Source organism: Gluconacetobacter aggeris (assembly GCF_014174395.1).
Classification (GTDB): Bacteria; Pseudomonadota; Alphaproteobacteria; order Acetobacterales; family Acetobacteraceae; genus Gluconacetobacter; species Gluconacetobacter aggeris.
In genome coordinates, this window is sequence record NZ_JABEQD010000029.1 from 1 (window position 1) to 2,500 (window position 2,500).

Annotated in this window: 1 tRNA gene and 2 rRNA genes (1 of these 3 cut by a window edge); all 3 read right to left on the reverse strand. The window is 56.2% G+C overall.

Annotation, left to right across the window (positions count from 1 at the left end):
• Positions 1-77: transfer RNA gene (locus HLH36_RS19170), tRNA-Met, on the reverse strand.
• 21 nt (positions 78-98) lie between these two features.
• Positions 99-214, reverse strand: a 5S ribosomal RNA gene (gene rrf / locus HLH36_RS19175).
• 125 nt (positions 215-339) lie between these two features.
• Positions 340-2,500: ribosomal RNA gene (locus tag HLH36_RS19180) — 23S ribosomal RNA — on the reverse strand (it continues 580 nt past the right edge of the window).

A 2,500-nucleotide genomic window follows, 5' to 3' on the forward strand; every position in this document is an offset into this window, starting at 1 on the left:
TGGTTGCGGGGGCAGGATTTGAACCTGCGGCCTTCAGGTTATGAGCCTGACGAGCTACCGGGCTGCTCCACCCCGCGTGGGTGTAGGTGGATTGGAAGACCTGGCGGCGACCGACTTTCCCGCGTCTTAAGACGCAGTATCATAGGCGCAGGGGCATTTCACGGCCGAGTTCGGGATGGGATCGGGTGGATCTTTCCCCGCCATAGCCACCAGGTCGTCCAGTCCACCCTTGGGTTGGGGTGTATTGGGCGTGTGATGAGGTTGGTGTGATTTTTGTGAGTGTGTGGAGTGCGTGGATGATTTCTGTGCATGTGTGTTTGCCTGGCGGTGCCAGGCGGTGTGAGTGAGCCTATTGGGCGATTAGGACCAGTTAGCTGCACGCATTACTGCGCTTTCACATCTGGCCTATCGACGTGATGGTCTATCACGGCCCTCGGGGAGACCTGGTTTTGAGGTGGGTTTCTCGCTTAGATGCTTTCAGCGATTATCCCGTCCAGACTTAGCTACCCGGCTGTGCCGCTGGCGCGACAACCGGTACACCAGAGGTCTGTTCATCCCGGTCCTCTCGTACTAGGGACAAATCCTCTCAAGTCTCCAACACCCACGGCAGATAGGGACCGAACTGTCTCACGACGTTCTAAACCCAGCTCACGTACCACTTTAATCGGCGAACAGCCGAACCCTTGGGACCTGCTCCAGCCCCAGGATGTGATGAGCCGACATCGAGGTGCCAAACCTCCCCGTCGATGTGGACTCTTGGGGGAGATCAGCCTGTTATCCCTAGAGTACCTTTTATCCGTTGAGCGATGGCCCTTCCACGCGGGACCACCGGATCACTATGGCCGACTTTCGTCTCTGATCGAGCTGTCACTCTCACAGTCAGGCGGGCTTATGCCATTGCACTCAACAGTCGATGTCCGACCGACCTGAGCCCACCATCGCGCGCCTCCGTTACACTTTGGGAGGCGACCGCCCCAGTCAAACTGCCCACCATGCAGGGTCCCGGACCAGGCTTACTGGTCTCGGTTAGACATCAGAAACAGTCAGGGTGGTATTTCAAGGATGGCTCCACCGGAACTGGCGCCCCGGTTTCAAAGCCTCCCACCTATCCTACACAGAATGTCTCTGATGCCACTGCAAAGCTGCAGTAAAGGTTCATAGGGTCTTTCCGTCTGACCGCGGGTACCCCGCATCTTCACGGGGAATTCAATTTCGCTGAGCCGATGCTGGAGACAGCGGGGAAGTCGTTACGCCATTCGTGCAGGTCGGAACTTACCCGACAAGGAATTTCGCTACCTTAGGACCGTTATAGTTACGGCCGCCGTTTACCGGGGCTTCAATTCAGTGCTTGCACACCTCCTCTTAACCTTCCGGCACCGGGCAGGCGTCAGGCCGTATACGTCGTCTCTCGACTTCGCACAGCCCTGTGTTTTTACTAAACAGTCGCTACCCCCTGGTTTGTGCCACCCGCCTATGGTTGCCCAAGGACGGGTCTCGCTTATCCCGAAGTTACGCGAGTAATTTGCCTAGTTCCTTCAGCATCGTTCTCTCAAGCGCCTTGGTATTCTCTACCAGTCCACCTGTGTCGGTTTCGGGTACGGTCTATATGCCAGAGCTATTTCCTGGAATGCGCAAAAAGCCAGTCCAATCCGATAAGGACTGACAACATCTTGCATTCGTCACTTCTGGCAGGCCCAGGAATATTCACCTGGTTTCCATCGACTACGGCTTTCGCCCTCGCCTTAGGGGCCGGCTCACCCTGCGCGGATTAACCTTGCGCAGGAACCCTTGGACTTTCGGCGACAGTGTTTCTCGCACTGTTTGTCGCTACTCATGTCAGCATTCGCACTTCCGATATCTCCAGAGAGGGTCACCCCGTCTCCTTCACAGACTTACGGAACGCTCCGCTACCGCGCATTCAAAGAATGCACCCACAGCTTCGGCACGTGGCTTGAGCCCCGTTACATTTTCGGCGCAGGGTTTCTATTAGACCAGTGAGCTATTACGCTTTCTTTAAAGGATGGCTGCTTCTAAGCCAACCTCCTGGTTGTTTTGGAATCCCCACATCCTTTCCCACTTAGCCACGATTTGGGGGCCTTAGCTGGTGGTCTGGGCTGTTTCCCTCTCGACGATGGACCTTAGCACCCACCGTCTGTCTGCCAGGCTAAACTTCCGGGTATTCGGAGTTTGGTTAGGTTTGGTAAGGCTTTGGGCCCCCCTAGCCCATCCAGTGCTCTACCCCCCGGGGTCAACACCTGACGATCTACCTCAATAGATTTCGCGGAGAACCAGCTATCTCCGAGTTTGATTGGCCTTTCACCCCTAGCCACAGCTCATCCCCGACTTTTTCAACAGGCGTGGGTTCGGCCCTCCAGTGCGTGTTACCGCACCTTCAGCCTGGCCATGGCTAGATCACTCGGTTTCGGGTCTTCTGCCAGCAACTCGTCGCCCTATTCAGACTCGCTTTCGCTTCGCCTACACCTAACGGCTTAAGCTCGCT